This is a genomic window from Thiocystis violacea, assembly GCF_016583565.1.
GTDB lineage: Bacteria > Pseudomonadota > Gammaproteobacteria > Chromatiales > Chromatiaceae > Thiorhodococcus > Thiorhodococcus violaceus_A.
In genome coordinates this window covers 22508-45136 of the sequence record NZ_NRRF01000042.1, presented here as the reverse complement: position 1 = coordinate 45136, position 22629 = coordinate 22508, and the positions used below count along the sequence as shown (strand labels likewise).

At 64.8% G+C, this 22629-nt stretch carries 21 protein-coding genes; 20 read left to right on the top strand and 1 reads right to left on the bottom strand.

Features of this window, described 5'->3' with window-relative positions; genetic code table 11:
* Positions 1–398: 398 nt before the first annotated feature.
* The 11 genes from lepA to serS all read left to right on the top strand — a co-directional run bounded on the left by lepA (position 399) and on the right by serS (position 10694).
* Positions 399–2201, top strand: a complete 1803-nt coding sequence (lepA, locus tag CKO23_RS16170) for a translation elongation factor 4 (RefSeq protein ID WP_200332849.1) — start codon at positions 399–401, stop codon at positions 2199–2201.
* An 82-nt stretch (positions 2202–2283) separates the two neighbouring features.
* Positions 2284–3132: a signal peptidase I gene (gene lepB, locus CKO23_RS16165; protein WP_200332848.1), complete on the top strand. Its 849-nt coding sequence runs from the start codon at positions 2284–2286 to the stop codon at positions 3130–3132.
* Positions 3133–3156: 24 nt separating this feature from the next.
* Positions 3157–3570 (top strand): DUF4845 domain-containing protein, encoded by a 414-nt coding sequence (locus tag CKO23_RS16160; protein WP_200332847.1) that lies wholly within the window; start codon positions 3157–3159, stop codon positions 3568–3570.
* Entirely contained in the window at positions 3567–4244 is a 678-nt protein-coding gene (gene rnc / locus CKO23_RS16155; RefSeq protein ID WP_200332846.1) for a ribonuclease III, read from the top strand. The genes CKO23_RS16160 and rnc overlap by 4 nt, the downstream gene beginning before the upstream one ends.
* Entirely contained in the window at positions 4237–5142 is a 906-nt protein-coding gene (gene era, locus CKO23_RS16150) for a GTPase Era (RefSeq protein WP_200332845.1), read from the top strand. The genes rnc and era overlap by 8 nt, the downstream gene beginning before the upstream one ends.
* 67 nt (positions 5143–5209) lie before the next feature.
* Positions 5210–5914, top strand: a complete 705-nt coding sequence (gene recO, locus CKO23_RS16145) for a DNA repair protein RecO (protein ID WP_200332844.1) — start codon at positions 5210–5212, stop codon at positions 5912–5914.
* Positions 5915–5938: 24 nt separating this feature from the next.
* A complete protein-coding gene (pdxJ, locus tag CKO23_RS16140; protein ID WP_242482490.1) occupies positions 5939–6700 on the top strand; it encodes a pyridoxine 5'-phosphate synthase in 762 nt (253 codons plus the stop codon).
* Positions 6701–6793: 93 nt separating this feature from the next.
* On the top strand, positions 6794–8011 hold the full coding sequence (locus CKO23_RS16135) for a sugar phosphate nucleotidyltransferase (RefSeq protein ID WP_200332843.1): 1218 nt from the start codon (positions 6794–6796) through the stop codon (positions 8009–8011).
* Between the two features lie 24 nt (positions 8012–8035).
* A complete protein-coding gene (locus CKO23_RS16130; RefSeq protein ID WP_346014620.1) occupies positions 8036–8680 on the top strand; it encodes an endonuclease III domain-containing protein in 645 nt (214 codons plus the stop codon).
* A gap of 51 nt (positions 8681–8731) precedes the next feature.
* Entirely contained in the window at positions 8732–9328 is a 597-nt protein-coding gene (locus CKO23_RS16125; protein ID WP_200332842.1) for a class I SAM-dependent methyltransferase, read from the top strand.
* Between the two features lie 82 nt (positions 9329–9410).
* Positions 9411–10694, top strand: a complete 1284-nt coding sequence (gene serS, locus CKO23_RS16120) for a serine--tRNA ligase (protein WP_200332841.1) — start codon at positions 9411–9413, stop codon at positions 10692–10694.
* A gap of 153 nt (positions 10695–10847) precedes the next feature.
* Here the strand turns inward: serS and CKO23_RS16115 are convergent, their stop codons facing one another.
* Entirely contained in the window at positions 10848–11372 is a 525-nt protein-coding gene (locus CKO23_RS16115; RefSeq protein ID WP_200332840.1) for a hypothetical protein, read from the bottom strand.
* 142 nt (positions 11373–11514) lie between these two features.
* Here CKO23_RS16115 and leuC point away from each other — a divergent pair, with 142 nt between their 5' ends.
* The 9 genes from leuC (at position 11515) to trpA (ending at position 22556) form a co-directional block, all read left to right on the top strand.
* Positions 11515–12918 (top strand): 3-isopropylmalate dehydratase large subunit, encoded by a 1404-nt coding sequence (gene leuC, locus CKO23_RS16110; RefSeq protein ID WP_200332839.1) that lies wholly within the window; start codon positions 11515–11517, stop codon positions 12916–12918.
* Positions 12918–13562 (top strand): 3-isopropylmalate dehydratase small subunit, encoded by a 645-nt coding sequence (leuD, locus tag CKO23_RS16105; RefSeq protein ID WP_200332838.1) that lies wholly within the window; start codon positions 12918–12920, stop codon positions 13560–13562. Before leuC ends, leuD begins: the two co-directional genes overlap by 1 nt.
* A gap of 49 nt (positions 13563–13611) precedes the next feature.
* The gene (gene leuB / locus CKO23_RS16100; RefSeq protein WP_200332837.1) at positions 13612–14694 is read left to right on the top strand and encodes a 3-isopropylmalate dehydrogenase; all 1083 of its coding nucleotides are present in this window, start codon (positions 13612–13614) and stop codon (positions 14692–14694) included.
* A gap of 34 nt (positions 14695–14728) precedes the next feature.
* The gene (gene asd / locus CKO23_RS16095) at positions 14729–15856 is read left to right on the top strand and encodes an aspartate-semialdehyde dehydrogenase (RefSeq protein ID WP_200332836.1); all 1128 of its coding nucleotides are present in this window, start codon (positions 14729–14731) and stop codon (positions 15854–15856) included.
* 297 nt (positions 15857–16153) lie between these two features.
* The gene (locus tag CKO23_RS16090) at positions 16154–18940 is read left to right on the top strand and encodes a FimV family protein (RefSeq protein WP_200332835.1); all 2787 of its coding nucleotides are present in this window, start codon (positions 16154–16156) and stop codon (positions 18938–18940) included.
* Between the two features lie 139 nt (positions 18941–19079).
* Complete coding sequence (gene truA, locus CKO23_RS16085; RefSeq protein ID WP_200332834.1) at positions 19080–19862, top strand: tRNA pseudouridine(38-40) synthase TruA; 783 nt, start codon at positions 19080–19082, stop codon at positions 19860–19862.
* A 30-nt stretch (positions 19863–19892) separates the two neighbouring features.
* Positions 19893–20522 (top strand): phosphoribosylanthranilate isomerase, encoded by a 630-nt coding sequence (locus CKO23_RS16080; RefSeq protein ID WP_200332853.1) that lies wholly within the window; start codon positions 19893–19895, stop codon positions 20520–20522.
* Positions 20503–21753 carry a tryptophan synthase subunit beta gene (gene trpB / locus CKO23_RS16075; protein WP_200332833.1) on the top strand — a complete coding sequence of 417 codons (1251 nt, stop codon included), beginning with the start codon at positions 20503–20505 and terminating at the stop codon, positions 21751–21753. Before CKO23_RS16080 ends, trpB begins: the two co-directional genes overlap by 20 nt.
* Positions 21750–22556 (top strand): tryptophan synthase subunit alpha, encoded by an 807-nt coding sequence (gene trpA / locus CKO23_RS16070; protein WP_200332832.1) that lies wholly within the window; start codon positions 21750–21752, stop codon positions 22554–22556. Before trpB ends, trpA begins: the two co-directional genes overlap by 4 nt.
* The last annotated feature ends 73 nt before the right edge of the window (positions 22557–22629 follow it).

Below are 22629 nucleotides of genomic sequence, written 5' to 3'. Positions count from 1 at the left end.
GCGAAGACGCCTGCCGCATCCGCAAAGGCCATGCTCCAGCGATTCTGACCTCGATCCGTCACCTTTGCATGAATCTGCTGGAACAAGAGCCCTCCAAGCAGCGCATGTCCAAGAAGCGCCGCAAGGCTACCTGGAACGATGACTACCGCGCTAAGGTTGTGTTTGGTTGAGAATTTATACGCGCTCGCCCTGAGCGCCTCGGCGCCTGCGCTGTGTTGGCGTGCCACTCTCTGGTATCATCGCGCGCTGATTTTCCTGCGGCTTTTCCCTCTGATCGGGCCTGCGCGGGCGGACCGGTCTTCGGCGCGCTCGGTTCCGTCCGATCGGCATCGCCGAGCCGCGCGATCCGCGAGTCCGCAACGCGTCCCCCCTCACATCCGGACACCCTCAGGCAATCGATGACCGACCTCAGCCATATCCGCAACTTTTCCATCATTGCCCACATCGATCACGGCAAATCGACCATTGCCGATCGGTTCATCCAGATCAGCGGTGCGCTGACGGCGCGTGAGATGTCCAGTCAGGTGCTCGACTCCATGGACCTCGAGCGCGAGCGTGGGATCACCATCAAGGCTCAGAGCGTCACCCTCGACTATCAGGCGCGCAACGGCGAGACCTACCAGCTCAATTTCATCGATACGCCAGGGCACGTGGACTTCTCCTACGAGGTCTCCCGCTCCTTGGCCGCTTGCGAAGGCGCGCTTCTGGTCGTGGACGCGGCGCAGGGGGTCGAGGCCCAGAGCGTGGCCAACTGTTACACGGCGATCGAGCAGGGCCTCGAGGTCTTGCCCGTGCTGAACAAGATCGATCTGCCCTCGGCCGAGCCCGAGCGGGTGATCAATGAGATCGAGGAGATCATTGGCCTTGAGGCCCAGGACGCCTTGCGTGTCAGCGCCAAGACGGGGCTGGGTATCCCCGATCTCTTGGAGGCGCTGGTCGAGCGGATCCCGCCCCCCGTGGGAGACCGTTCCGCGCCCTTGCAAGCGCTCATCATCGATTCCTGGTTCGACCCCTACGTCGGCGTGGTCTCTCTGGTGCGCGTGATGAACGGCGAGATGCGCCGGCGCGAAAAGGTGCTGATGATGTCCACCGGACGCACCCATCAGGTCGACAATGTCGGCGTCTTCACCCCCAAAAAGACCGAGCGCGACAGCCTCGGGGCAGGTGAGGTCGGCTATATGATTGCCGGGATCAAGGAGATCGATGGCGCGCCGGTTGGTGATACCATCATTCTCCCGGACCGTCCGGCGGCCAAGCTGCCCGGGTTCAAGGAAATGCGCCCGCGCGTCTTCGCCGGACTCTATACCGTGATCTCGGACGACTACGAGGATCTGCGCGAGGCGCTCGGAAAGCTCCGGCTGAACGATGCGGCGCTCCACTACGAGCCCGAGGTCTCTCAGGCGCTGGGTTTCGGCTTCCGTTGCGGCTTTCTCGGCATGCTGCACATGGAGATCATCCAGGAGCGCCTGGAGCGCGAGTACGACCTGGATCTGATCACGACGGCGCCCACCGTGGTGTATGAGGTGCTGCGCACGGACGGCGAGTTGGTGAAGATCGACAATCCGGCCGACCTCCCCGAGCCAGGGAAGATCCGCGAGGTGCGCGAGCCGATCATCGAGGCGCACATCCTGGTTCCGCAGGATTATCTCGGCGCCGTGATCAATCTTTGTATCGAGAAGCGCGGCATCCAACGGCAGATTCAATACTTGGGCGGCCAGGTCCAGGTGACCTATGAGCTGCCGATGAGCGAGGTGGTGCTGGACTTCTTCGATCGCCTCAAGTCGTGCAGCCGGGGCTTCGCCTCCTTCGAGTACGAATTCAAGCGCTTCCAGGCGTCCGATCTGGTCAAGCTGGATGTCCTGATCAATGGGGATAAAGTCGACTCGCTCTCCTCGATCATTCACCGCTCGGTGTCGCAGAGGCGCGGGGCCGACGTGACCGAACGGATGAAGGAGCTGATTCCGCGGCAGATGTTCGAGGTCGCCATCCAGGCGGCGATCGGCTCCAAGATCATCGCCCGCACCACGGTCAAGGCGCTCCGCAAGAACGTGACCGCCAAGTGTTATGGCGGAGACGTCACGCGCAAGCGCAAGCTGCTGGAGAAGCAAAAAGAAGGTAAACGCCGCATGAAGCAGGTCGGCAAGGTGGATATTCCGCAAGAGGCCTTCCTTGCCGTGCTCCAGACCGGGAAAGATAATTGACCGCCGCGGCCACTGACGGGCAAGACACGTCCGCGGCGCGTTCGGGCGATCGCATTCAGACACGGATTCGCATTCACAGATCATGACTTTCGATTTTCCCGCCTTTCTCGTACTGGCCTCCGCCCTGACCGGCGGGATTTGGCTCCTGGACGCCGTCCTGTTCGCGCCGCGGCGGCGCGCCGTCGTGGCGGCGGATGTCGATGATCCTAGCGCCGCCGAGACGCATCCGGCCTACAAGGAGCCGATCCTGGTCGAGTACGCCAAGTCGTTCTTTCCGGTCATCTTCGCCGTGCTCGTCCTGCGCTCCTTCCTCGTCGAGCCGTTCCGGATCCCGTCCAATTCGATGATGCCAACCCTCTTGACGGGTGATTTCATCCTCGTCAACAAGTTCTCCTATGGGCTGAGGCTGCCCGTCGTCAACACCAAGGTCGTCGACATCGGCGAGCCTCGGCGTGGGGATGTCGTGGTGTTCAAGTTTCCGCTGGATCCCAAGACCGATTACATCAAGCGTGTCGTCGGTCTCCCGGGCGACGAGGTTGCCTACCACGACAAGACCATCTACGTGAATGGCGAGGCCATGCCGCAGCTGCCGATCGGCACTTACACGGGCGTGGGGTCTGGCAAGGAGATGACGGGTGCGCGCGAGGCGCTGGAAAGCCTGAGCGGTGTCGATCACGCGATTCTCAAGCGCCCTGGGGCGCCCGATCTGCCGTTCGGCTGTCAAGTTCTCGCCTTTGGTGCCGTCAAGGTGCCCGAGGGCCACTACTTCGTCATGGGCGACAATCGCGACAACAGCAACGACAGCCGTTGTTGGGGATTCGTGCCGGAAGACAACCTGGTCGGCAAGGCCTTCGCCATTTGGATGCATTGGGACGGGCAGCGCGACGGATTCCCGATCGCCTGGTCGCGTCTCTGGGAAGGGATCAACTAGTCGGATAGCTCCAAGGTGCCAAAGATGCCCAAGTCAATGATGTCCCAATCAAGGATTCCGAGCAGCCAGTCGCGTCAGCGCGGTATGGGCATGCTTGGTGTCATCGTGCTCATCGCGCTCGCCGCCTTCTTCGCGACTATCATCCTCAAGGTCGGGCCGCTCTACCTCGATTTCTGGACCCTCAGGACCATCATGGAAGAGGTCAAGGCGAATCCCCAGCAGATCGAGGGCGGCGCCCGCGGTATCACCAGCGCCATCGATCGGCGTCTGAATATCAATAGCGTCTATGGGCGTAAGGGGTCGGATTTCATCGTCAAGAAGGTCGATGGGAACACCTACCGCGTGACCCTGGACTATGAAGATCGGGTTCATCTCTTCTTCAATGTGGATGCCGTCGCGTCGTTCTCGCACCAGGTCGAGATGACCCTGCAGCCGTGAACGCGGATCCGCGACGTTTTGCGCTTGGCCTCGGGCATGCGTTCGAGGATTGGGCGCTGCTGGAGCAGGCGCTCACGCATCGCAGCGCCAGCGCGGTGAACAACGAGCGGCTCGAGTTTCTGGGCGATGCACTCATCGGCTTCCTCATTGCCGAGGCGTTGTGGAAAGCCTTCCCGCGCGCCGACGAAGGCACGCTCAGCCGCATGCGGGCCTCCCTGGTCAAGCGTGAGTCGCTGGCCAGGCTCGCGCGCGGCTTGCAGCTGGGCGACTACCTGCGGCTCGGGGCCGGCGAGTTGCGCTCCGGCGGGCATGCGCGCGATTCCATTCTGGCGGATGCGCTGGAGGCGGTGCTCGGCGCGGTCTACCTGGATGCCGGTTTCGAGGCCAGCCGAGCCGTCGTGCTGGAGCTGTTCCGCGCGCGCTTGACCCAGACCGATGCGTCCCGCGCCGGCAAGGATCCCAAGACCCGACTGCAGGAGTTGCTGCAGTCGCGTAAACGTCCACTTCCTGAGTATGTCGTCCTCTCGATCGATGGTGATCAGCATGATCAGACCTTTACCGTGACCTGCGTTCTGCAAGACGGCACCCTGACGAGTCGGGGTGTGGGCACGAGCCGCAGACGCGCGGAGCAAGCCGCCGCCGAATTGATGCTGGAGCAGATGCAGGATGGCTGAACAACCCTCGTCGCGCTGCGGCTATGTCGCCATCATCGGGCGGCCCAATGTCGGCAAGTCGACCCTGCTCAATCGCATTTTGGGTCAGAAGCTCGCCATTACCTCCCACAAGGCGCAGACGACACGCCACTCGATCCTGGGTATCAAGACCTTGCCGGAGGGGCAGATCCTCTTTGTGGATACGCCGGGCATCCATCAGCGTGGCGCGAACGCGCTCAATCGTTACCTGAACCGAACGGCGCGGTCCGCCATCGCGGAGACGGATCTGGTCCTCTTCGTCGTCGAGGCGCTGCGCTGGACGGATGAAGACGCCCAAGCCCTCGACGCCATCGCCCAGTCCGGCGTGCCGGCGATCGGGGTCGTGAACAAAGTCGACCGTGTCGAGGACAAGCAGTCCTTACTGCCGTTTCTTCAGGAGCTTGCCCAGCGGCATGCCTTCTTGGAGCTGATTCCGGTCTCCGCGACCAAGGGCGATCAGATCGACGCCCTCGAACGTCTGGTGGTGAGGGCGCTCCCGGCAGGCGAACCGGTCTTTCCCGAGGATCAGGTGACGGACCGCTCGCAGCGCTTCTTCGCCGCCGAGCTGGTCCGCGAGCAGCTCATGCAGCGCTACGGAGAGGAGCTGCCGTACCGCACGAGCGTCGAGATCGAGCGTTTCGAGGAGCGGGACGGGCGGTACCAGATTCATGCCCTCATCTGGGTGGAGCGGCCGAGCCAGAAGGGCATCATCATCGGCAAGCAGGGCGAGGCGCTCAAGGCGGCGGCGACACAGGCGCGGCTGGAAATGCAGAAGCTCTTCGATTGCCCCGTGCATCTCGAGGTCTGGGTCAAGGTGAAGAAGAGCTGGTCGAGCGACGAGGCGGCGATCGCCAGCCTCGGCTACAGCGAGGACCGCTGAACGGCTCACTGCCCACCGAGCCCGCTGGCTGCTCCCGAGATGGCCTCCGCGGTATAGATCGCAACCCGTGTCTCGTCACGAAGCCCTCTTCCTGGCCTTCATTCTTCACCGCCGCGATTACGGCAACACCAGTCTGCTCCTGGACGTCTTCGGGAGCGGGCAGGGGCGTTTCCCGGCCATCGCCAAGGGTGCCCGTCGCGCGAAGGGCGGCTCGAGCGCGCTCTTGCAGCCCTTCCAGCCCCTCTGGCTAGCGGTGACGGGGCGCGGCGAGGTCCGCACGCTCACCAAGGTCGAGGGCGCTGGCTCAGCGCTACCCCTGCGGGGTCGCGCCCTGGTCGGTGGCTTCTATCTCAACGAGCTCCTGGTGCGACTCCTGGGCCGGAACGACCCGCATGATGCGCTGTTCGCCTTCTATCAGGCCGCGCTGACCGGGCTGGTCGAGGACGCTGACCTGGAGACGCGGCTCCGCCAGTTCGAGCTGCGCCTGCTCGATGAGCTGGGCTATGGCATGACGCTGGACCGCGTTGCCTCGAACGGGAGCCCCGTCGAGCGGGAGCTGTCCTATGTTTACGACACGGACTCGGGTGTCCGAGAGGCGGATGCGGGCCTTTCGGGGGCAACGCTTTTGGCCTTGGCCGCCGGTCATCGGCTCGAGCCTTGGCAGCGTCGCGAGGCACGCGGTCTCTTGCGTGCGGCGCTGGCGCCCCATCTGGGCGAGCGCCCGCTGCAGAGCCGCGAACTCTATCGCCGCTGGTTCGGCGCCGACGGTTAGTTTTTTCGAATCAAGGAGTTCGACATGCCTACAGACGCAATGCACCATGACGAGAGACTGCTGGGCGTCAACATCGACCACGTGGCGACCCTGCGGCAGGCGCGCGGCACCCGCTACCCAGAGCCCATTCAGGCGGCGCTGGTCGCGGAGCAGGCGGGTGCCGACGCCATCACCCTCCACCTGCGCGAAGACCGCCGGCACATCCAGGACCGCGACGTGCGCATGCTGCGCGGTATCCTGCAGACGCGCATGAACCTCGAGATGGCGGCAACGCCCGAGATGGGCGTCATCGCCTGCGAGCTGAAGCCTGCCGACTGCTGCCTGGTGCCGGAGCGGCGCGAGGAGCTGACGACCGAGGGCGGCCTGGATGTCGTCAGCCGCCGCGACGAGCTGAGAGACTTCTGCGCGCGCCTCGCGGACTCGGGCGTGCGGGTCTCGCTCTTCATCGATGCCGACCCGGCGCAGCTGGAGGCCGCCAAGGCCGTGGGCGCGCCGGTCGTGGAGATCCACACCGGGCACTATGCCGATGCCGCAACGCCGGGCGAGCGTGACGAGGCGCTGGCGCGCATCCACAAGGCTGTCGCGCTGGGGCTCGAACTCGGGCTCCATGTCAACGCCGGCCATGGCCTCGACTACCACAACGTCAAGGCGATCGCGGCCATTCCTGGTGTGCGCGAGCTCAACATCGGGCACTCGATCATCGCGCGCTCGGTCTTCTGCGGCCTGGATCAGGCCGTGCGGGATATGAAACGCGTCATCAACGCCGGACGTTGGGCGGAGCCATAGCCAAGCTGGTCAGTCGGTCCTGGATTTTGCCGCTGCGTCACGGCTAGACTGTCCGGCTTTCGCGACGCCTCATCTGTCAGGTCTGCCCATTCTATGTCCGCTGATACCCTCATCCTCATTCTTGCGATCGACCGCGGCGCAGGCCCCGAGGTGCTCACGCAGCACAGAACCAAGGCGGCGGTCCCTTTCGGCGGCAAGTATCGGATCATCGACTTCTCACTCGCCAACTGTCTGCACTCCGGTCTGCGGCAGGTCCTCGTGCTCACGCAGTACAAGAGCCACTCGCTGCAGAAGCACTTGCGCGACGGCTGGTCGATCTTCAATCCGGAGCTCGGCGAGTTCATCACGCCGCTGCCGCCGCAAATGCGCGAGAGCCAGGAGTGGTATGCCGGCCCCTTCGATGCGCTGCGCCAGAACCGCTATCTCATCGAGCGCAATCGCGCCAGCCATGTGCTGGTGCTGGATGGCGGCGCGGTGTACCGCATGGACTACGCGGAGCTCGTGCGCGCACACAAGGAGGCGCAGGCCAAGGTCACGGTTGCCGTGAGGGCGACGAGCAACCCTGGGTTCGGGACTCAGGCCAGGGTCGTGGTGGACGAGGACGAGTGCATCCGCGCCCTCGCGCGCGCCGCGCCGGATCCGCTGGAGGAGGGCGGGGCGCAAGAGCATCTCCAGACGATGGGGGTCTACCTCTTCGACAAGGCGTTCTTGCTGGCGGAATTGGATCGGATCGCGCGCGGACAGCGTGAGGACAGGGATATCGCGCTGGATATCATCGCGCCACTTACGCAGGAGCAGCGCGTCGTCGCCTACCGTTTCGGTCAGGCCCGAGGCCGCGTCACGCCGGACCGCTACTGGTGCGATCTGGCGAGCATCGACGCCTACTACCGGGCCAACATGGAGCTGCTCTACGCGGAGCCGCCCATCGACCTCTATCAGGACGATTGGAAAATCCACACCTACCAGGGGCAGTACCCGCCCGCGCGCACCGTGCCCGGTCCGATGAGCGGAAACGAGGGCGTCTTCGTGAATTCCATGCTGGCGGCCGGCACCGTCATCAGTGGGGGTGGTGTGAATCACTCCATCCTCTTCCCCTGCGTGCGTGTGAAGGACGGGGCCATTGTCGAGGAGTCGATCCTCTTCGACCGCGTCGAGGTGGGCGAAGGTGCGCATCTGCGCAACTGCATCGTGGAGAAGGACGTGGTGATCCCGCCCAGGGAGCAGATCGGTCACGACCTCGCCCTGGATCGGGAGCGGTTTACCGTGTCCGAGCAGGGGATCGTCGTCGTCACGCGCGGGATCTGGGGCTAGCAGCCGAGACGCGGAGGAGCCATCGTGGACGCCGAGCGTACGCGTGCCGTTTACGACGCGTTATTCGGCGTCTATGGACCTCAGCATTGGTGGCCGGCGGATACGCCTTTCGAGGTGATGGTCGGCGCGGTCCTGACGCAGAATACGGCCTGGATCAATGTCGAGCGGGCGCTGGCGAGACTGCGGGAGCGAGCGGCGCTGGATGCGGAGGCCATCCTGGCGCTCGCCCCGGATGCGCTTGCCGATGCGCTGCGGCCAGCGGGCTACTTCAATGTCAAGGCGCGTCGCCTCAGTGCCTTCTGCGAGTTCTTTCTCGCCGCGGGAGGCTTGGAGGGCCTGAGCGCGCTGGAGACGCCGCCGCTGCGGCGCGACCTGCTGGGCGTGAAGGGCGTGGGTCCGGAGACCGCCGACGACATGCTGCTCTACGCCTTCGAGCGCCCGGTCTTCGTGGTCGATGCCTATACGCGCCGGATCTTCACGCGCCTGGGTCTGCTCGAGGGCGACGAGGGCTACGAGGAGATCCGCCAGGGTTTCGAGACGGCGCTCGGCCCCGATGTTCCCCTGTTCAAGGAGTACCATGCCCTGGTCGTCCGCCATGGCAAGGAGCGCTGCAAGACCCGCCCGGGCTGTGTCGACTGTGTCTTGCGTTCGGCGTGCCCGGCGGTTTGAAGACCTGTCTGCCGAGAGCGGCCAGACGACCCCAGAGGATGTTGGAGCGCCATGCCGAAAGTCGACAATGAAACCTTCTATCTCAGCTCCCTGCGGACGCATGGCGAGACGGCCGAGGGTGTCCACTGGAGTTCGACGGAGACCCAGGAGGTGCGCTTCCGCGTGCTCTGCTCCATGCTGCCGGCGAATGTTTCCGAACTCTCGGTGGTCGACGCGGGGTGCGGCTTCGGCGATCTCTATTGCTACATGGAGCGGGAAGGCTACCGGCCCAAACGCTATCTGGGGCTCGACGTCATGGCGCCCATGGCCGAGACCGCGCGCATGCGCACCGGCCAGGAGATCCGGGTCTGCAATATTCTCGAAGCCCCGCTCCCGGAGGCCGATGTCTACCTGTGCAGCGGTGCGATGAATACGCTGACGCGCGAGGAGAGTCGCGACTTCATCGAGAGGTGTCTCGCGGCGAGTCGTCTTGGCTTCGTCTTCAACCTGCTCAAGGGCTGGAACACCTCGCCGATCTACAACCTCTATCTACCGCGCGAGATCCGCCGCTTGGGCCAGGAGCTGGAGGTCGACTACCAGATCCACGAGGGCTATCTTGCCGGCGATTTCACGGCCGCCTTCTGGAAAATGCCGATCGCGGCTGCCTGATACCGGACGCTGGTCTCACGGGGCCGGCAGGGCGGAATTCCCCGTCGGCTTTGGCCGCGGACTCTTTTGCGAAGGAGCTTCAATGCTAGACCCACGTTTGCTGCGCACCGATCTCGAACTGGTCGCCGAGCAGCTCGCCCGCCGCGGCATGACCTTGGACACGGCGCGCTTCGAGGCGCTGGAGCTGGAGCGCAAGGCGCTGCAGATCCAGGTCCAGGACCTGCAGAATGAGCGCAACACCCGCTCCAAGGCGATTGGCAAGGCCAAGGCGGCGGGGGAGGACATCCAGCCGTTGCTCGCCGCGGTCGCGGATCTGGGGGACCGGCTGAAGGCCACGGATGCACGTCTGAGCGAACTCCAGCAGGAGGTCGCCGACATCAGCCTCGGGCTGCCCAACCTCCCGGATGCCAGCGTGCCGGACGGTCGGGACGAGTCCGACAATCGCGAGGAGCGCCGTTGGGGCGAGCTGCCGCGATTCGATTTCGAGGCCAAGGACCACGTTGACCTTGGGGCCATGAACGGCTGGATGGATTTCGATCTCGCGGCCAAGGTCACGGGCTCGCGGTTCGTGGTGCTCTCTGGCCCCATGGCCCGGCTGCACCGCGCCCTCATCCAGCTCATGCTCGACGTCCATACCACGGAGCACGGCTATACCGAGGCTTACGTCCCTTATCTGGTGAATGCGGACAGCCTCCAGGGGACCGGACAGCTCCCGAAGTTCGAGGCCGATCTCTTCAAGGTGCCCGGTGAGCGCGATCTCTATCTCATCCCGACGGCGGAGGTCCCGGTGACCAACCTGGTGCGGGACCTCATCCTCGAGGCGGATGCCATGCCCCGCAAATGGGCGGCGCATACGCCATGCTTCCGCAGTGAGGCAGGCTCCTACGGCAAGGACACCCGGGGCATGATCCGTCAGCATCAGTTCGAGAAGGTCGAGCTGGTTCAGGTCGTGCGTCCGCAGGACTCGTTCGCGGCGCTCGAGGCGCTGACCGGGCACGCCGAGGCCATCCTGCAGCGACTAGGCCTGGCGTACCGCGTGGTGACGCTCTGCACGGGGGATCTCGGCTTCTCCTCGCGCAAGACCTATGACATCGAGGTGTGGCTTCCGGGTCAGCAGCGCTATCGGGAAATCTCCTCCTGCAGCAACTTCGGGGACTTCCAGGCCCGGCGGCTGCAGGCGCGCTGGCGCAATCCCGAGACCGGCAAGCCCGAGCTGGCGCACACCATCAATGGGTCCGGGCTTGCGGTCGGGCGCACACTGGTCGCGGTGCTCGAGAACTATCAGCAGGCGGATGGCAGTGTCGTCATCCCCGAGGCACTGCGTCCCTATATGGGCGGTCTGGAGCGATTGGCCGCTCAGGAGTGAGCCCCGAGCGCCGCTCGGGCAGCCGCCAGCAATGGATGGCAGGTGTCGGGGCCGAGCCGTCTATCGGCTGCACGGCGGTGCGCCTTCTCTATGGATTGATGCGCGGGCCGCGCAAGCGCGTCAGGCCGGCTCTCGCCAGACGTCGGCCCGGCATCAGTACGACAGGCGTTTTTGGCGCGTCTTGCAGTGTGGGCAGATCTCGCTGCCCTCCGGGAGCAGTCGCGCGCAGAAGGGATTGACGCAAGGGCTGACGTTCTCGCTGGCGATGCTGGAGCGCATGTCGGCGGAGATCGGCGTCGAGGGTGTCTTGAGCCAGCTGGTTTGCTCCGGCGTGCGCTCGGGCGGGGCCGCGGGCAACGGTGGGGACGGTGGGTGCGTGGCCCATTGCAGGGGGCCCGATCGCAGCAGTTGCAGGATCTCACGGGTTTGATTGGCGCTATCGACCGTGGCGCGAATGAGCTGGCCGGTGACCACCATGAAGCCGCCCGAGACGCAGGTCAACGCGCCGATGCCCAGAACCGCGAGGCCCTTCTCCAGCCATGCCGCCGTGGCGATCCAGGCCAGGCCAAGCAGTGCCAGGATCCATCCGGCGCCCGCCAGCAGCCGACCGCCGAGCCGGGCCGTCCGATACTGAGGGCGGGTGCTCGGCGGCGTCTCGGTCTCTGCGCGGTCCGGCATCCTCTACCTCGTTCTCGATTCGCGGCCGATTATGCCGCCCCCGACCGCGTCCCCTCAACTCCCGCGTTCCCGCGCCGGGAATTGAAACTCGGATGTGCGCGGTCTATCCTACGCGATTCTCTTTTTCGCGCTGAGGTGGGCCATGGCCGCCAAGACCCTTTACGACAAGCTCTGGGACGCGCACGTCGTCCGTGTCGATGACGATGGCACGGCTCTACTCTACATCGATCGTCAGTTGATCCACGAAGTGACCTCTCCGCAGGCATTCGAGGGTTTGCGCCTCGCTGGGCGCACGCCTTGGCGCACCACGGCGAACCTGGCGGTTCCGGATCACAATGTCCCCACCACCGATCGCGCCAAGGGCATCGCTGACCCCGTCTCGCGCATTCAGGTCGAAGCGCTCGGCACCAACTGCCTGACCTTCGGCATCACTGAGCTGGGCATGGGCGACAAGCGTCAGGGCGTCGTGCACGTCATCGGCCCCGAGCAAGGTTTCACGCTGCCCGGCAGCACCATCGTTTGCGGTGATTCGCACACCGCGACACACGGCGCCTTTGGTGCGCTGGCCTTCGGCATCGGTACCTCCGAGGTCGAGCATGTGCTGGCAACGCAAACCCTGATCCAGCGCAAGTCGAAGTCCATGCTGATCAGCGTCGACGGCAGCCTGGGCGCGGGCGTCACCGCAAAGGACATCGTGCTGGCCATCATCGGCGAGATCGGCACGGCCGGCGGCACCGGTTACGTCATCGAGTTCGGCGGTGAGGCGATTCGTGATCTCAGCATGGAAGGCCGCATGACGGTCTGCAACATGGCGATCGAGGCGGGTGCCCGCGCCGGGCTCGTCGCGGCGGATGAGAAGACCATCGCCTACATGCGCGGTCGACCCTATGCGCCCACGGGCGAGATGTTCGCGCGTGCGGCGGCGACGTGGCGGTCCTTGGTGAGTGACGAGGGTGCCCAGTTCGACGCGGTGATCCACCTCGATGCCGCGACCATCAAACCGCAGGTCACCTGGGGCACCTCGCCCGAGATGGTGCTGCCCGTCGATGGTCGGGTCCCGAGCCCCGAGGATGCGGGCGACGAGGTCAAGGCCAGCGGCATTCGTCGCGCCCTCGAGTACATGGGGCTGACCGCTGGCACGCCGATCTCCGAGATTCGTCCGGATAAAGTCTTCATCGGCTCCTGCACCAACTCGCGCATCGAAGATCTGCGTGCCGCGGCCGATATCGCCAGGGGGCGCAAGGTCGCCGACAGCATCAAGCTGGCGATGGTGGTTCCTGGCTCGGGACTGGTCAAGGAGCAGGCCGAGGCCGAGGGTCTGGACAAGATCTTCGTCGCGGCCGGCTTCGAGTGGCGCGAGCCCGGTTGCTCCATGTGCCTGGCCATGAATGCCGATCGGCTGGAGCCGGGCGAGCGTTGCGCATCGACCTCGAATCGCAATTTCGAGGGGCGTCAGGGGCAGGGTGGTCGCACCCATCTGGTCAGCCCCGCGATGGCCGCGGCGGCGGCGGTGACCGGGCATTTCGTTGATGTGAGGGAGCTGTGATGGACGCGTTCAAGAACTTCACCGGCGTGGTCGCCCCGCTCGATCGGGCGAACGTGGACACGGATGCCATCATCCCCAAGCAGTTCCTCAAGAGCATCAAGCGGACCGGTTTCGGCCCCTTCCTCTTCGACGAGTGGCGCTATCTGGATCACGGCGAGCCGGACATGGATTGCACCAACCGCCCGCTGAATCCGGAGTTCGTGCTCAATGATCCGCGCTATGCGCGGGCCGAGATCTTGGTGGCGCGCGAGAACTTCGGTTGCGGCTCTTCGCGTGAGCATGCCCCCTGGGCACTGGCGGACTTCGGCTTCAAGGTCATCCTTGCGCCGAGCTTCGCGGACATCTTTTTCAACAACTGCTTCAAGAACGGCATCCTGCCGATCGTGCTCGAGAAGGCGACGATCGACGCCCTCTTGGCCAAGGCCACGGGGGAGACGCCGTTGCGCATCGGGGTCGATCTGGCCGGCCAGACGCTGACCCTGGATGACGGCAGCCAGATCGGGTTCGAGGTGGATGCTGGCAGCAAACATCGCCTCATCGAGGGCCTCGACGACATCGGTCTGACGCTTCAGGAGGTCGAGGTCATTCGGGCCTATGAGGTGCGTCGTCGCCAAGAGGCTCCTTGGTTGTTCCTCGACGCCTGATCGACGCAGCCGCGTGGATCGCCCTACATCGAATTCGGAGATTGAGATTGTGAGCAAGAAGATTCTGGTCGTCGCGGGTGACGGCATCGGGCCTGAGATCGTCGCGGAGGCGATGAAGGTGCTCCAAGCCCTGCAGGCGGACGGCAGTATCGCGATCAGCGTCGAGGAGGGCCTCATCGGTGGTGCCGCCTATGACGCGGCTGGCGATCCGCTGCCGGCGGAGACCCTCGCGGCGGCCAAGGCATCCGATGCCGTCCTCCTCGGTGCCGTCGGTGGTCCCAAGTGGGAGCCCTTGCATATCTCCAAGCGGCCGGAGAAGGGGCTGCTGGGACTGCGTGCCGGACTGGGTCTCTTCGCCAACCTGCGCCCCGCGATCCTCTATCCGCAGCTCGCCGACGCCTCGACGCTCAAGCCCGAGGTCGTCTCGGGCTTGGATATCATGATCGTGCGCGAGCTGACCGGCGGGATCTACTTCGGTCAGCCACGGGGTATCGAGACCCTGCCCTCCGGGGAGCGCAAGGGCGTCAACACCCTGGTCTATACGGAGTCCGAGGTCGAGCGCATCTGCCGTGTCGCCTACGAGATCGCCATGAAGCGCGGCAAGAAGGTCTGCTCGGTCGATAAGGCGAACGTGCTGGAGTGCACCGAGATGTGGCGCGAGGTGGCCATCAAGACGGCGGCCGACTATCCGGAGATCGCGCTGAGTCACCTCTATGTCGACAATGCGGCCATGCAGTTGGTGCGCGCGCCCAAGCAGTTCGATGTCATGGTGACGACCAACATGTTCGGCGACATCCTCTCCGACTGCGCGGCCATGCTGACCGGCTCCATCGGGATGCTGCCGTCCGCTTCGCTGAACGCGGACGGGCAGGGCATGTACGAGCCGATCCACGGCTCGGCGCCGGACATCGCGGGACGCGGCGTGGCCAATCCGCTGGCGACCATCCTCTCGGTGGCCATGATGCTGCGCTATTCGCTGGACGCGCCCGGCGCCGCCGAGCGCATCGAAAAGGCTGTCTCCCAGGTGCTGGATCAGGGTCTGCGCACCGCCGACATCATGTCCGCCGGCATGCGCCAGGTGGGCACGGTCGAGATGGGCGATGCCGTGGTCGCCGCCTTGAACGAACATTGAAAAAGAACGGCTACTGGATCGTCGGAGTCATGTGATGAAGCGGGTTGGATTCGTCGGCTGGCGTGGCATGGTGGGCTCTGTCCTCATGGACAGGATGCGTGCCGAGAACGACTTCGCGCAGATCGCGGAGTCCGTCTTCTTCACGACCTCACAGGTCGGGCAGCCCGGTCCCGACGTCGGGCGGGGCTCGAGTCCCTTGCTCGACGCCGAATCGATCGAGGCGCTCGGCGACATGGACGTCATCCTGACCTGTCAGGGGGGTGACTACACCAAGTCGGTGTACCCGAGGCTGCGCGCGGCCGGCTGGACGGGTTACTGGATCGACGCGGCCTCGGCACTGCGTATGGAGCCGGATGCGACCATCGTGCTCGATCCGGTCAACCGCTCCGTGATCGACGCGGCGCTGGATGCGGGAAAGCGCGACTTCATCGGCGGCAATTGCACCGTGAGCTTGATGCTCATGGCCATCGGCGGGCTCTTCAACGCGGGTCTGGTGGAATGGGTCAGCGCCATGACCTATCAAGCGGCCTCCGGCGCTGGCGCCAAGAACATGCGCGAACTCCTCGCGCAAATGGGCGCGCTGCACGGCTCGGTCACGGCGTTGCTCGAGAATCCCCGTTCGGCGATCCTCGAGATCGATCGGCAGGTGACTGATGCGATGCGTTCCCCCGAGTACCCGGTTGCCAGTTTTGGCGTCCCGCTCGCCGGCAGTCTCATCCCCTGGATCGATACACAGCTGCCCAATGGTCAGAGTCGAGAGGAGTGGAAAGGCCAAGCCGAGACGAATAAGATTCTGGGCTCGAGCGCACAGCCTGTTCCCATCGACGGTATCTGTGTGCGTGTTGGCGCGATGCGCTGTCACAGCCAGGGCCTCACCATCAAGCTGCGCGAGGATCTCGATCTCGCCGAGGTGGAGCGTCTGATTTCGGCCTCGAATGAATGGGTCAAGTGCGTGCCGAACGATCGTGAGCGCAGCGTGCGAGAGCTGTCGCCCGCCGTGGTCACGGGGACATTGGCGGTGCCCGTGGGGCGTTTGAGAAAGATGAATCTCGGTGAAGGCTATCTATCCGCTTTCACGGTTGGTGATCAGTTGCTGTGGGGGGCTGCGGAGCCGCTGCGGCGCATGCTGAGGATCCTGCAGGAGCATTCACCGTTGGCCTGAGAGACGGGTGGATCTTGGTGAATCCAAGGTTGTCGGCTATAGTCGGGCTCGTCTCAAGGTTATTGTGCGACGGAATTCGAAGGCTGATTGAACGCTCAAAAGTGATCGAGGGCTCAAAGTTGGCGCCTTGAATGCCGTAAGATGCGCAGCGAGACTGTACCCATGATCAAGGGCAGTCAGGGGGTCGCTGGCTAAATCAGCCTGTGGCCTGAAGGATGAAGGGGCTTGTCGGTTGGCGTGCAGGCTCTGGCAATAGTGTTTGGATTCACTTCACTGCGTTGTGCACGAGGGAGGAGGATGTCTCGCAAGCTCATTTTAGCGTCGGCCGTGACCATGGTCCTGGCTGGCACCGATGTCTCCGCCCTCGGCTTGGGTGGGCTTCGTACACAATCCGCTCTGAATCAACCCTACCTCGGCGAGATCGAACTTAGAGAGGTTCGCTCGGACGAGATCGATTCGGTGAGCGCCTCGATTGCATCACAGGATGCCTTTACCAAGGCGGGCGTCGAACGCTACTACTACTTGACCAAGCTCAAGTTCACGCCCGAGGTGACGCCCCAGGGGCGTGCCGTGCTCCGGGTTTCGAGCAAAGACCCCATCCGCGAGCCCTATATGGACTTCCTCGTGGAGGTGGTTTGGCCGACCGGTAAATTGTTGAAGGAATATACGATCCTTCTCGATCCGCCAGCCTTATCGACGCAGGGCGCGCCTGACGTCCGCGCTGCGCGTGCCGCCAGCGCCACGGGCACATCCCGACCGACCTCCAGTCTGGTGAGTGCCAGCGGGCGCGCAAGTTCCTACATTCCCGCGCCTGGGGACGGATTCCCGGTCTACGCCGGCCCCGTTGGCAACGGCAAGGGGCTCTGGGCTCTGGCCCGCGAGGTCGCGCCTGCGGGCTCCACCGTGGCGCAGACCGCCATGGCGCTCTATCGCAACAATCAGAATGCCTTCATTCGCGGCAACATCAATCGCCTGATCGCAGGCAAGACGCTGGTGATTCCGAGCCGCGCCGAGCTGTTCGCCCTGGATGCCGGTGCCGCCGAGCGTGAGTACGTAGCGTCGCTGCGTGGCCGTGCCCAATACCGCGCCCCAATCACGCCTGTCACGCCCGAGATGCTCGACTCGCGTCTCAGGCTGAGCGGCGGGGCCGAGCCTTCCCGTGGCGCGACTCAGGCCGAGCCACCCGCGGCGGCCACTACGTCACCGAAGGTGCAGCAGGACGTGATGCTGGCGCTGGAGACGTCCGAAAGCACCCGTCAGGAAACCGTCGAGTTGCGCGACCGTATTCGCGAGCTCGAGACCCAGCTCGCGGATATCCAGACCCTCCTTCAGCTGCGTAACGACGAGCTGGCGCGGATGCAGAGTGTGGAGGAAGCGATCGGCGCCGCGGCGGAAGCGCCGACGGATGCCATCGCTGCGGCGCTGGAGTCACCAGTGACCGCTCCGGAGGACGCGCAGGGAGCGTCCGGCACTGAGCTTGCGCTCGTCCCGGGTGAAGTGGTTCCGCCTGAGGCTGATTCAGGTCAGACGCCACTTTCTGGCACGGACACGGACACGGGCACCACGGCCACGGCTGACGCCATGGAGTCGCTGGACACCGCGCTTGCCGAGGAAGACGTCGGGCTCGTCCCGGTTCCACTGCCAACGCCGGCACCCGCTGTCGTGGAGGAGGTGACGGAGGTGGTCGCGACCCCTGTTGCCCCACTGACCTCCGCCGCCGAGACAGCGGCTTCTGAGGAAACGTCCTCGACCTGGCACTCGCTCTTGCTGCCCCTCGCGGGTCTGGCTGGCGTTACGGCGGTGGGTATCGGGATCTTCTCCTGGCTGGCGATGCGTCGCCGGCGTGAGGAAGAGGAGTTCGAGCAGTACGAGCTCGATTCAGAAGAGGATCGCTATGACACCCTGGACGTGAGCACCGAGCCACGTTCTTCCGTCGTCACCGACGATCGCGAGACGATCGCTGCCCGATCGCCCTTGGGTGACGAGTCAATGTCCGAGTCGCTCTCCGCCGGGACGCGCGACGGCGAGGCCGAGGGCGATTCTGGCGTCAGCATGATGTCCTCGCTGAGCAACTTCGACGCGGAGACCGACGAGGCGGACATCCTCTCCGAGGCCGACATCTACATCGCCTACGGGCGCTACAGCGAGGCTCAGGATCTCCTCCAGGGCGAGCTGCAGCGCTTCCCCGAGCGGCTGGACGTCAAGTTCAAGCTGGCCGAGGCGTTCGCTGGGGCGAAGGATCTCGACTCGCTGACCGCCGTCATGGACGAGATCCGCGAGGCCGGTGGGCAGACGCAGGATCCTGGGCAATGGGAGAAGCTCGCGGCCGTGCGCGCACGGCTGCAGTCGGGCGATCCGATGGATCAGGCGGCGCCTCCTGTCATGGACCAAGCTGCTCGCCCTGTGGACGAAGACTCCTTCGAACTGGGCCTGGGTGACTCGTTCTCGCTGGATATCAGTGACGTTCAGAAGATGTCCGAGCCAGGCCAAGGCGCTAACTTCCTCGGAGATCTTGATCTGGACGACACCGCTCTCACGAAGAAAGAGCCGTCTAACGGGCCGGACTCGCTCTTGGCGATGGCGCTCGACGAGAGCGAGCTGAACGGGGACTCCTTTGGCGACGCCATGACGGTGGCGGTCAATCGGGATACCGAGGGCCGCGCGGGTGCGGATGATTCCGACATCGAATTGAGTCTGGATGATCACAGGGTCGAGGATCTGGACGATCTCGACTCCATTTTCGACTCGAACGTCGTCAATGAGCCGACCTTGGCTCGCGATGAAATCGAGGGCGGACGTCCGACCGAGGCCGATGTCTCCGCCCGTCGCTCGAGCGTCTCGCAAGACTCCTCCGAGCACGGATTGCCGCCCGATCAGGAGAGTGTGCCGAGCGACCTGCTCTCATCGCAGTGGCAGATCGATTCCGGGATCTGGGATGAGACGGCGACGAAGCTGGATCTGGCCCGCGCCTATATCGAGATGGACGACAAGGACGCCGCGCGCGAGATTCTGGAAGAAGTGGTTTCGGAGGGGCGTGACGAGCAGAAGAGCGAGGCCCAGGCCTTGCTGGAGACCCTCGTCTGATGACGCCGCGATAGTCATGTTGGTCAATGCACTTGAGTGACCTGTCGTCAGGGCAGGTGCCCGCGCAAAAGGCCGGGTCGCTTCGCGATCCGGCCGCGTTCGTTGAGGCGGTATCATCTTGAGGCCCGGTCGGATCGCGATGGGGGTCGAGTATGACGGTACCGACTTTCACGGCTGGCAAAGGCAGGTGGATGACCGCAGCGTTCAGGCCTGCCTTGAGGCGGCGGTCGGTCGCGTTGCCGATCACCCGATCACCTTGCATTGCGCCGGTCGGACGGATACCGGCGTCCACGCGATCGAGCAGGTCGTGCATTTTGAGACGACTGCGACGCGGAGCGAGCGTTCCTGGGTGTTGGGCACGAACGTGAATCTGCCGCCGGATGTGGCCGTGCGTTGGGCGCACCCGGCAGACGCGTCTTTCCATGCGCGTTTCAGTGCCTATGCCCGGCACTATCGCTATCAGATCATGGTTCGGCGAACGCGCTCTCCACTGGCGCGCCAGCGCGCCGTCTGGGTCCATGAGGCGCTCGACGTTGAGCGCATGCGCGCCGCCGCGCTCCATCTGGTCGGTGAGCACGACTTCAGCAGCTTTCGGGCGCTCGGCTGTCAGGCGAAGAGCCCGATCCGCCGCGTTCACTATCTGGATCTCTCGGAGCAAGATGACCTGGTGACACTGCACATCGGTGCCAATGGCTTCTTGCATCACATGGTCCGCAACATCGCGGGTGTTCTCATTGCCGTCGGTCGCTCGCAAGCCGAGACGGACTGGACGCGCTTGCTGTTGGACGTCCGTGACCGCACCTTGGGTGGTGTCACGGCGCCACCCCACGGACTCTTCTTCGTCAGGGCCGACTATCCAGATCACTTTGGCCTGCCGCAGATCGCCGGCGCGCATCCGCTTCAGCCGTTGTCCTCGGATTGACGCCGTCTACCTCAAGTGCCCTCGCCTATGATTCGAACCCGAGTTAAGATTTGCGGTTTGACGCGCGCAACCGATGTCGAGGCCGCCGTGACGGCCGGGGTCGATGCCGTTGGCTTCGTGCTCTATCCGCCCAGTCCGCGTGCGGTGACGCTGGAGCAGGCCGCCGCGCTCTGCGCCGTGCTGCCACCTTTCGTCACGGCCGTTGGGCTCTTCGTCGACGCCGCTCCCGCGGCGGTTGAGGCGGCCCTGAATCAGGTGCCGCTGGATCTGCTGCAGTTCCATGGGGACGAAGAGCCAGACCAGTGCTCAGGTTTTGGCCGGCGCTGGATCAAGGCGCTGAGGATGCGCCCGGGGATCGATTTGAATGCCGAGCGGCAACGTTATGCCGGTGCGGATGGTCTCTTGCTGGATACCTTCCAGCCTGGTCAGGCGGGTGGCACCGGGCAGCGCTTCGATTGGGCGCGGGTGCCCGCCGAGCTGGCGCCAGACATCGTGCTGGCCGGCGGCCTGAACGCCTCGAACGTGGCGCAGGCGATCGGATCGGTCAGACCCTATGGCGTCGATGTCAGCGGTGGCGTCGAGGTGGCCAAGGGCATCAAGGACGCGAAACTCATTTTTGCCTTCATGCAAGGGGTAAGAGATGGCGACAAACGCCGATAACAGCCATGCGGTACGCATGGAGCCAGGTCGGGAGTCGGCCTATGATCTGCCGGACGCGGCGGGGCATTTCGGATCCTATGGCGGGATGTTCGTTCCCGAAACGCTGATGCATCCGCTCGAGGAGCTGAGGCAGGCCTACGCGCGCTGTCAGTCCGATCCGGACTTCCAGGCCGAGCTGGATGCCGATCTGCGCGACTATGTCGGCCGCCCCTCGCCGATCTATCACGCCGAGCGCTGGAGCCGCGAGCTGGGCGGCGCGCAGATCTTCCTCAAGCGCGAGGATCTCAACCACACGGGCGCGCACAAGGTCAACAACACCATCGGGCAGGCGCTCCTGGCGCGGCGCATGGGCAAGACCCGGATCATCGCCGAGACGGGCGCCGGCCAGCACGGTGTCGCGAGCGCGACCGTCGCCGCCCGGCTAGGCCTGGAGTGTGTCGTGTACATGGGCGAGGTGGATGTCGCTCGCCAAGAGGCCAACGTCTATCGCATGCGTCTGCTGGGTGCCCAGGTCGTGGCGGTCAAGTCCGGCTCGCGGACCCTGAAGGACGCACTCAACGAGGCCATGCGCGACTGGGTCACCAATATCGACGATACCTTCTACATCATCGGTACCGTCGCTGGACCCCATCCCTACCCCATGATGGTGCGCGACTTCCAGACGGTGATCGGCCGAGAGGCGCGCGCGCAGATGCTCGAGCGGACCGGCCGACTGCCGGACGCGCTGGTGGCCTGCGTGGGTGGCGGCTCGAATGCCATCGGGCTCTTCTATCCCTTCATCGACGACGCCGAGGTCGCGATCTACGGCGTCGAGGCGGCCGGCGAGGGGCTGCAGACCGGGCATCATGCCGCGCCCCTGTGCGCCGGCAAGCCAGGCGTGCTGCACGGCAATCGGACCTATCTGATGGAAGACGCGAACGGGCAGATCATCGAGACCCATTCCATTTCCGCTGGGCTCGACTATCCGGGCGTCGGGCCAGAGCATGCTTGGCTGAAGGATAGTGGGCGCGCGCGCTATGACTCGATCACCGACGACGAGGCGCTCAGGGCCTTTCATCACCTGACACGCACGGAGGGCATCATCCCGGCGCTGGAGTCCAGTCACGCCCTGGCCTACGCACACAAACTCGCCCCGACCATGCGCAAGGATCAGAGCATTCTGATCAACCTCTCCGGGCGCGGAGACAAAGACATGCACACGGTCGCAAGCCACGACGGATTGGTCCTATGAGCCGCATTGCCACGAGATTCGAGCAGCTGAAAGGGCAGGGGCGTACCGCGCTCATCCCCTTCGTGACCGCTGGTGACCCGGGGCCTGAGACCACGGTGCCGCTCATGCATGCCATGGTGGCCGCGGGGGCCGATGTCATCGAGCTGGGCGTGCCCTTCTCCGACCCCATGGCGGACGGTCCCGTGATCCAGCGCGCGACCGAGCGAGCCCTCGCCAAGGGGGTGCGCTTGGCCGACGTCCTTGCCATGGTGCGCGCCTTTCGTGAGCAGGATGCGCAGACGCCGGTCGTACTGATGGGCTATCTCAATCCCATCGAGGTCATGGGCTACGCGGCCTTCTCCGAGCAGGCTCAGGCCTGCGGCGTGGATGGTGCGCTCATCGTGGACGTGCCTCCGGAAGAAGGGCACGAGCTCGTGACCACCATGAAGGCGCATGGATTGGATTTGGTCTACCTGTTGGCGCCGACGTCCACCCAGGACCGCATTCGGCGTATCGGCGAGGTCGCCTCCGGTTTCGTCTACTATGTCTCCGTCAAGGGCGTGACGGGGGCGGGCCACTTGGATATGGCGGACGTCGCCGAGCATGTGGCGGCCATCAAGGCGATGATCCCGCTGCCGGTCGGCGTGGGATTCGGGATCAAGGACGCCGAGACGGCCGCTCGCGTGGCCCAGGTCGCCGATGCGGTGATCGTCGGCAGTGCCATCGTGAGCCGTATCGAGTCGCTCGCAGCGAGCCCCGAGCAGATTCCGGCCGCCATCGCGGACGTTCTCGCGAGTCTGCGCTCCGCGATCGACGCGGCTTGAGCCAGGGCGCGCAGGCACTCGCGCTCCAACAGCCAGAAGACCAATAACCCGAAGACCAAACCCGAGCAGGTGG

Bases quoted from the DNA above. Each gene is read 5' to 3' on its own strand.
- serS (WP_200332841.1), top strand. From the start codon at position 9,411: ATGCTAGACCCACGTTTGCTGCGCACCGATCTCGAACTGGTCGCCGAG.
- CKO23_RS16135 (WP_200332843.1), top strand. From the start codon at position 6,794: ATGTCCGCTGATACCCTCATCCTCATTCTTGCGATCGACCGCGGCGCA.
- trpB (WP_200332833.1), top strand. From the start codon at position 20,503: ATGGCGACAAACGCCGATAACAGCCATGCGGTACGCATGGAGCCAGGT.
- CKO23_RS16160 (WP_200332847.1), top strand. From the start codon at position 3,157: ATGCCCAAGTCAATGATGTCCCAATCAAGGATTCCGAGCAGCCAGTCG.
- CKO23_RS16090 (WP_200332835.1), top strand. From the start codon at position 16,154: ATGTCTCGCAAGCTCATTTTAGCGTCGGCCGTGACCATGGTCCTGGCT.
- CKO23_RS16115 (WP_200332840.1), bottom strand. From the start codon at position 11,372: ATGCCGGACCGCGCAGAGACCGAGACGCCGCCGAGCACCCGCCCTCAG.
- CKO23_RS16125 (WP_200332842.1), top strand. From the start codon at position 8,732: ATGCCGAAAGTCGACAATGAAACCTTCTATCTCAGCTCCCTGCGGACG.
- lepB (WP_200332848.1), top strand. From the start codon at position 2,284: ATGACTTTCGATTTTCCCGCCTTTCTCGTACTGGCCTCCGCCCTGACC.
- truA (WP_200332834.1), top strand. From the start codon at position 19,080: ATGGGGGTCGAGTATGACGGTACCGACTTTCACGGCTGGCAAAGGCAG.
- trpA (WP_200332832.1), top strand. From the start codon at position 21,750: ATGAGCCGCATTGCCACGAGATTCGAGCAGCTGAAAGGGCAGGGGCGT.
- pdxJ (WP_242482490.1), top strand. From the start codon at position 5,939: ATGCCTACAGACGCAATGCACCATGACGAGAGACTGCTGGGCGTCAAC.
- leuD (WP_200332838.1), top strand. From the start codon at position 12,918: ATGGACGCGTTCAAGAACTTCACCGGCGTGGTCGCCCCGCTCGATCGG.
- lepA (WP_200332849.1), top strand. From the start codon at position 399: ATGACCGACCTCAGCCATATCCGCAACTTTTCCATCATTGCCCACATC.
- leuC (WP_200332839.1), top strand. From the start codon at position 11,515: ATGGCCGCCAAGACCCTTTACGACAAGCTCTGGGACGCGCACGTCGTC.
- asd (WP_200332836.1), top strand. From the start codon at position 14,729: ATGAAGCGGGTTGGATTCGTCGGCTGGCGTGGCATGGTGGGCTCTGTC.
- era (WP_200332845.1), top strand. From the start codon at position 4,237: ATGGCTGAACAACCCTCGTCGCGCTGCGGCTATGTCGCCATCATCGGG.